The sequence below is a fragment of the Stenotrophomonas sp. SPM genome (assembly GCF_003105135.1).
GTDB lineage: Bacteria > Pseudomonadota > Gammaproteobacteria > Xanthomonadales > Xanthomonadaceae > Stenotrophomonas.
The window spans coordinates 1-6,828 of record NZ_QETL01000149.1 but is presented as its reverse complement, the minus strand read 5'-3'; the positions used below and the strand labels follow the sequence as shown (position 1 = coordinate 6,828).

Here is a 6,828-nt window from a genome sequence, read left to right as displayed (position 1 = left end):
GGCCCCGGCCGCCGCCGCCGCGCCGCGTACCCCGGCGCAGCCGCTGGTCAGCGGCCTGCCTGATTTCACCAACCTGGTCGAACAGGTCGGCCCCGGCGTGGTCAACGTTGACGTCACCATCGTGCGCAACAACCGCCAGGCCTCGCGTGGCCCGATGGGCGACGACGACATGCCGGAGTTCTTCCGCCGCTTCTTCGGTCCCGACTTCCCGATGCCGGGGCAGGGGCAGGGTGGCCAGGACGGCGGCCCCAGCATCAAGGGCCGCGGCATGGGCTCGGGCTTCATCATCTCGCCCGACGGCTACGTGCTGACCAACTACCACGTGGTGGCCGACGCCAGCGACGTGAAGGTGAAGCTGGGTGACAGCCGCGAGTTCACTGCCAAGGTGGTCGGCAGCGACCAGCAGTACGACGTGGCCCTGCTGAAGATCGACGGCAAGAACCTGCCGACCGTGCGCGTGGGCGATTCCAATACCCTCAAGCCGGGCCAGTGGGTTGTCGCGATCGGCTCACCGTTCGGCCTCGACCATTCGGTCACCGCCGGCGTGGTCAGCGCCGTCGGCCGCAGCACCGGCGGTCCGGACCAGCGCTATGTACCCTTCATCCAGACCGACGTGGCGATCAACCAGGGCAACTCCGGTGGCCCGCTGCTGAACACCCGCGGTGAAGTGGTCGGCATCAACTCGCAGATCTTCTCCGCATCCGGCGGCTACATGGGCATCAGCTTCGCGATCCCGATCGACCTGGCAATGAGCGCGGTCGAGCAGATCAAGAAGAGCGGCAAGGTCACCCGTGGCCAGCTGGGCGCGGTGGTCGAACCGATCGATTCGCTGAAGGCGCAGGGCCTGGGCCTGCCGGACAGCCGTGGCGCGCTGGTCAACCAGATCGTGCCCGGCAGTGCCGCGGCCAAGGCCGGCGTGCAGCTGGGCGATGTCATCCGCTCGGTCAATGGCAGCACGGTCAACACCTGGTCCGACCTGCCGCCGCTGATCGGCGCGATGGCCCCGGGCAGCAAGGTGAGCCTGGTCGTGTACCGCGATGGCAAGCCGCGTGAGCTCAGCGCCACCCTGACCGCCCTGACCGATGACGGCCAGGACAACGCCCGCGGTCCGTCCGCAGCCAATGCCGACGCCGCGCCGCAGTCCGGTGCCAACGCCCTGCTGGGCCTGGACGTGTCCGAGCTGACCGCGCCGCAGCGCAAGCAGCTGGGCCTGGACTCGGGCGAGGGCGTGCGCATCACCGGGGTCAAAGGCGGAGGCGCCCGTGACGCCGGCCTGGCCCCGGGCATGGTCGTCCTGCGCGTCGGCAACACCCCGGTCGGCAGTGTCGATGCGCTCAACCGCGCGCTGTCCGGCTACAAGAAGGGCGATGTGGTCCTGCTGCTGGTCCGTGCCAGCAGCGGCAACAGCGCCTTCGTGGCGGTCAAGGCCGGCCAGTAAGGCCTTCACGGCCGCTCCCGGGCGGTCCTGTCACTCCCCCCGAAGCCCCGCCCCGGCGGGGCTTTGGCCATTCCGGGCCCGGCCCGATCAGGCCGCTTTCGCGGCGGGGCCCCGGGCATGCGATAATCGACCGTTACCCTGACGACGCCGCGCGCCGCCGCCACCTATGTCTTCTGATTCGATGCGGAACATCCGCAACTTCTCCATCATTGCCCACGTCGACCACGGCAAGTCCACGCTGGCCGACCGCATCATCCAGCTTTGCGGCGGCCTGCAGGCCCGCGAGATGGAAGCGCAGGTGCTCGATTCGAACCCGATCGAGCGCGAGCGTGGCATCACCATCAAGGCCCAGTCGGTCTCGCTGCCGTACGTAGCGAAGGACGGCCAGACCTATCACCTGAACTTCATCGACACCCCCGGCCACGTCGACTTCTCCTATGAAGTCAGCCGTTCGCTGGCCGCCTGCGAAGGCGCGCTGCTGGTGGTCGATGCCGCCCAGGGCGTGGAAGCGCAGTCGGTGGCCAACTGCTACACCGCCGTCGAGCAGGGCCTGGAAGTGGTGCCGGTGATCAACAAGATCGACCTGCCCACCGCCGACATCGAGCGCGCCAAGGCCGAGATCGAGGCCGTCATCGGCATCGACGCCGCCGACGCCGTACCGGTCAGCGCCAAGACCGGCCTGAACGTGCAGGACGTGCTGGAAGCCATCGTGCATCGCATTCCGGCCCCGGTGCCACGCGATACCGACAAGCTGCAGGCGCTGATCATCGACTCCTGGTTCGACAACTACCTGGGCGTGGTCTCGCTGGTGCGCGTCATGCAGGGCCAGATCAAGGCCGGCGACAAGCTGCAGGTGATGTCCACCGGCCGTACCCACCAGGTCGACAACGTCGGCGTGTTCACGCCCAAGCGCAAGGTGCTGCCGGCGCTGCGTGCCGGTGAAGTGGGCTGGGTCACCGCCAGCATCAAGGACGTCCACGGTGCGCCGGTCGGCGATACGCTGACCTTGGCCGCCGATCCGGCGCCGAAGCCGCTGCCGGGCTTCCAGGAAATGCAGCCGCGCGTGTTCGCCGGCCTGTTCCCGGTCGATGCCGAGGACTACCCGGATCTGCGCGAAGCGCTGGACAAGCTGCGCCTGAACGACGCCGCGCTGCGCTTCGAGCCGGAAAGCTCCGAGGCGATGGGCTTCGGCTTCCGCTGCGGCTTCCTTGGCATGCTGCACATGGAAATCGTGCAGGAGCGCCTGGAACGCGAATACAACCTGGACCTGATCAGCACAGCGCCGACGGTGGTCTATGAAGTCCTGAAGACCGACGGCACCATCGTCAACATGGACAACCCGGCCAAGCTGCCGCCGGTCAACCATGTCGAGGAGATCCGCGAGCCGATCATCCGCGCCAACGTGCTTACTCCCGAGGAGTACATCGGCAACATCATCAAGCTGTGCGAGGAAAAGCGCGGCAGCCAGCTCGGCATCAACTACCTGGGCAGCCAGGTGCAGATCAGCTACGAGCTGCCGATGGCCGAAGTGGTGCTCGACTTCTTCGACAAGCTGAAGTCGGTCAGCCGTGGCTATGCCTCGCTGGACTACCACTTCGTGCGCTTCGACGCCGGTCCGTTCGTGCGCGTGGACGTGCTGATCAACGGTGACAAGGTCGACGCCCTGTCGTTGATCGTGCACCGCAGCCATGCCGACCGCCGCGGCCGCGAGCTGTGCGAGAAGATGAAGGACCTGATCCCGCGCCAGCAGTTCGACGTGGCCATCCAGGCCGCCGTCGGCTCGCAGATCATCGCCCGCACCACGGTCAAGGCCATGCGCAAGAACGTGCTGGCCAAATGCTATGGTGGCGACGTTTCGCGCAAGAAGAAGCTTCTGGAAAAGCAGAAGGAAGGCAAGAAGCGCATGAAGCAGGTCGGCCGCGTGGAAATCCCGCAGGAAGCCTTCCTGGCCGTGCTGCAGATGGACAACAAGTAAGCCCGCAGCGGCCCTTCGGGGCCGTTCGTCCGGTGACGTTGCAAAGGACCCTGAATGAAATTGTTTGAGATCCTCCTGGTCGTACTGACCCTGGCCTCGGGCCTGATCCTGCTGGCCGACAAGCTGTACCTGGCCAAGCGCCGCGCCCAGCGCGCCGGCCTGCTGGATACCGAGCCGGTGCTGGTGGACTACTCACGCGCCTTCTTCCCGGTGCTGGTGGTGGTGCTGATCGTGCGCAGCTTCATTGCCGAGCCGTACAAGATCCCGTCCAGCTCGATGATGCCGAACCTACTGATCGGCGATTTCATCCTGGTCAACAAGTTCTCCTATGGCCTGCGCCTGCCGATCACCAACACCAAGTTCGTGCCGTTCGGCGAACCGTCGCGCGGCGACGTGGTGGTGTTCCACTTCCCGGGCCACAGCGACAACGATCCGGCCAAGGGCGAGAACTTCATCAAGCGCGTCATTGGCGTGCCGGGCGACACCGTGGTCTTCGAAGGCGACGGCGTCATCCTCAATGGCGAGCCGCTGAAGTACGACAACAAGGGCATCTACGCCGGCGACAAGGGCCAGGGCGAGGGCGCCAACCTGCTGGTCGAGCACCTGCCGGGCCGCACCCACACCGTGCTGGAGACCGATTATCCTCGCGGCCAGGGCCAGTGGACCGTGCCGGCTGGCAAATACCTGGTGATGGGCGACAATCGCGACAACAGCGATGACGGCCGTTTCTGGGGCCTGCTGCCGGAAGAAAACCTGCGCGGCCGTGCGTTCCTGATCTGGCTGAACTGCCAGGGCTGGTTCTGCAAGGATGGCTTCCAGCCATCGCGGATCGGCTCGGGCATCAACTGACTTCACATCCACGCGTATCTGGGGAGAACGCAATGAAGAAGATGTACACGCAGCGCGGCATGACCCTGACCTCCTTCCTGGTGGTCCTGATCGTGGTGGGTTTCTTCCTGTACGTCGGCATGAAGCTGTTCCCGATGTACCAGGAATACTACGCCGTGCGCTCGGCGATGAAGAGCCTGGCCAAGGAGCCCAGCGTCGGCACCATGGCGCCGGCGCAGATCCAGGACCTGTTCTTCAAGCGCCTGTACATCAACTACTCGGACAACGTGAAGCCGTCCAACGTCAAGTTCAACCGTCGTGACAACGGCTGGACCCTCAACGTCAGTTACGAAGTGCGTCGCCCGCTGGTGGGCAACCTCGACGTGGTTGGCAAGTTTGAATCATCCCAGGACCTCGTTCGTAGCGGTGCCCAGTAAATTCATCCAACGTGGTGACCTGATCGGTCACGTTTTCAGCGATCCAGCCCTGCTCAAGCAGGCGCTGACCCATCGCAGTGCCGGTGCGCCGCATAACGAGCGCCTGGAATTCCTCGGCGACAGCATCGTCAACATGATGGTCGCCGAGGCGCTGTACCAGCGCTGGCCCAAGGCCGACGAGGGCGCGATGACCCGCGCGCGCGCCGAGCTTGTGCGTGAAGGCGCGCTGGCGGTGATCGCCCGCACCCTGGAACTGGGTGAGCGGCTGACCCTGGGCCCGGGCGAACTGAAGTCCGGCGGCCACCGCCGCGACTCGATCCTCGCCGACGCGCTCGAGGCCGTGGTGGCCGCGATCTACCTGGATGCGGGCTTCGAGGCCTGCCGGGCGGTCGTGCTGCCCTGGTTCACCGCCTCGATGGAGGCCCTGCCGGCCACCGGCCGGCCGGAGAAGGACCCCAAGACCCGCCTGCAGGAATGGCTGCAGGCCCGACAGAAGGCGTTGCCGCAGTACGAACTGGTGTCAGAATCCGGTGACGACCACGCCAAGCACTTCCGGGTACGCTGCAACGTCGCGGACCCTGCCGCCAGCACCGAGGGCGAAGGCCCCTCGCGCCGGCTTGCCGAACAACAAGCGGCTGCGGCCGTCCTAGAACAACTGGATTCCAAGTGAGCGAACAAACTCCCCATCATTGCGGCAGCGTGGCCGTCATCGGCCGCCCGAACGTGGGCAAGTCGACCCTGACCAACGCCCTGGTCGGCGCCAAGGTCAGCATCGTCTCCAACCGCCCGCAGACCACGCGCCATCGCCTGCTGGGCATCGCCACCTACCCGGAAGGCCAGCTGGTGCTGGTCGACACCCCCGGCCTGCACAAGGTGCAGAAGCGGGCGATGAACCGGGTGATGAACCGCGCCGCGCGCGGCTCGCTGGAAGGCGTCGACGCCGGCCTGCTGGTGATCGAAGCCGGCCGCTGGGACGAGGAAGACAGCCTGGCCTTCAACGTGCTGCGCGATGCCGGCATCCCGGTGGTGCTGGTGGTCAACAAGATCGACCGCATGAAGGACAAGGGCGCGCTGCTGCCGTTCCTGCAGCAGGTGACCGAAGGCCGCGATTTCGCGTCCGTGCACCCGATCTCCGCGCAGAAGCGCAACGGCCTGGAAGCCCTGGTCCGCGACGTGCTGGCCCTGCTGCCGGAAGCCCCGCCGATGTTCGGCGAGGACGAGATCACCGACCGCAGCCAGCGCTTCCTGGCCGGCGAGCTGGTGCGTGAACAGCTGATGCGCCAGCTCGGCGAAGAGCTGCCGTACGCCACCACCGTGGAGATCGAGCGCTTCACCGAAGACGGCAACCTGCTGCGCATCGGTGCGGTCATCTGGGTCGAGCGCGAAGGCCAGAAGGCCATCGTGATCGGCAAGGGCGGCGCCCGCCTGAAGGACATCGGTGCCAAGTCCCGCATGCAGATGGAACGTCTGTTTGGGGCCAAGGTGTTTCTGGAGACCTGGGTGCGCGTGCGTGAAGGCTGGTCTGACGACGAGGCCGCACTGAAGGCCTTCGGCTACGAATAAGCCGCGACGGTCGCTTCGATGCTGATCGAGGACGACACCGGGTTCGTGCTGCATGCGCGGGCCTACCGCGAGACCAGCCTGCTGGTCGAGGTACTGAGCGCGCAGCACGGCCGCATCGGCCTGCTGGCGCGTGGCGTGTCCACCGCCAAGGGCCAGGTGCTGCGCGCAGCCCTGCAGCCGCTGCAGTGGATACGTTTCAGTGCCCTGCAGCGCGGTGAACTGGCCCAGCTGCGCGGCGCCGAGGCGCTGGACGCGGCCCCGCGCCTGGTCGGCCAAGCGATGCTGGCCGGTTTCTACCTGAGTGAACTGACCCTGCGCCTGGCCCCGCGCCAGGACCCGCTGCCGGAGCTGTACCTGGCCTACGGCGAGGCGCGTGCGCGGCTGGCGGTGGGCGCGGGCCTGGCGTGGACGCTGCGTCGCTTCGAGCGTGAGCTGCTGGCGGCGCTGGGGCTGGGCTTCGAGCTGGACACAGCCAGCGACGGCCAGCCGGTGGACCCGGCGGCACGCTACGAACTGGACCCGCAGGAGGGCCCGCAGCGCCTGCTGAGCGAGCGCGGCGGCGAACGCCGGGCGGCGGCAACGGGCTC

7 protein-coding genes are annotated in these 6,828 nt (G+C 66.9%); all 7 read left to right on the top strand.

What is annotated here, in order from left to right; all coding sequences use genetic code 11:
* A partial coding sequence (locus tag DCO49_RS18910; RefSeq protein WP_133249453.1) for a DegQ family serine endoprotease occupies nt 1-1,438 on the top strand: 1,438 nt, incomplete at its 5' end.
* Between the two features lie 181 nt (nt 1,439-1,619).
* On the top strand, nt 1,620-3,413 hold the full coding sequence (gene lepA / locus DCO49_RS18905; RefSeq protein WP_165835757.1) for a translation elongation factor 4: 1,794 nt from the start codon (nt 1,620-1,622) through the stop codon (nt 3,411-3,413).
* A 54-nt stretch (nt 3,414-3,467) separates the two neighbouring features.
* Nucleotides 3,468-4,262 (top strand): signal peptidase I, encoded by a 795-nt coding sequence (lepB, locus tag DCO49_RS18900; RefSeq protein WP_108769592.1) that lies wholly within the window; start codon nt 3,468-3,470, stop codon nt 4,260-4,262.
* Between the two features lie 32 nt (nt 4,263-4,294).
* The gene (locus tag DCO49_RS18895) at nt 4,295-4,678 is read left to right on the top strand and encodes a DUF4845 domain-containing protein (RefSeq protein WP_116865299.1); all 384 of its coding nucleotides are present in this window, start codon (nt 4,295-4,297) and stop codon (nt 4,676-4,678) included.
* Nucleotides 4,668-5,348 (top strand): ribonuclease III, encoded by a 681-nt coding sequence (gene rnc / locus DCO49_RS18890; protein WP_116865298.1) that lies wholly within the window; start codon nt 4,668-4,670, stop codon nt 5,346-5,348. The genes DCO49_RS18895 and rnc overlap by 11 nt, the downstream gene beginning before the upstream one ends.
* The gene (gene era, locus DCO49_RS18885) at nt 5,345-6,241 is read left to right on the top strand and encodes a GTPase Era (RefSeq protein WP_108769590.1); all 897 of its coding nucleotides are present in this window, start codon (nt 5,345-5,347) and stop codon (nt 6,239-6,241) included. The genes rnc and era overlap by 4 nt, the downstream gene beginning before the upstream one ends.
* An 18-nt stretch (nt 6,242-6,259) precedes the next feature.
* Nucleotides 6,260-6,828, top strand: a 569-nt coding sequence (gene recO, locus DCO49_RS18880) for a DNA repair protein RecO (RefSeq protein WP_116865297.1), incomplete at its 3' end; no start/stop codon positions are given.

What these genes read in the sequence shown, in the direction of transcription:
- lepB (WP_108769592.1), top strand. Translation starts at nt 3,468, where the DNA reads ATGAAATTGTTTGAGATCCTCCTGGTCGTACTGACCCTGGCCTCGGGC.
- lepA (WP_165835757.1), top strand. Translation starts at nt 1,620, where the DNA reads ATGCGGAACATCCGCAACTTCTCCATCATTGCCCACGTCGACCACGGC.
- DCO49_RS18895 (WP_116865299.1), top strand. Translation starts at nt 4,295, where the DNA reads ATGAAGAAGATGTACACGCAGCGCGGCATGACCCTGACCTCCTTCCTG.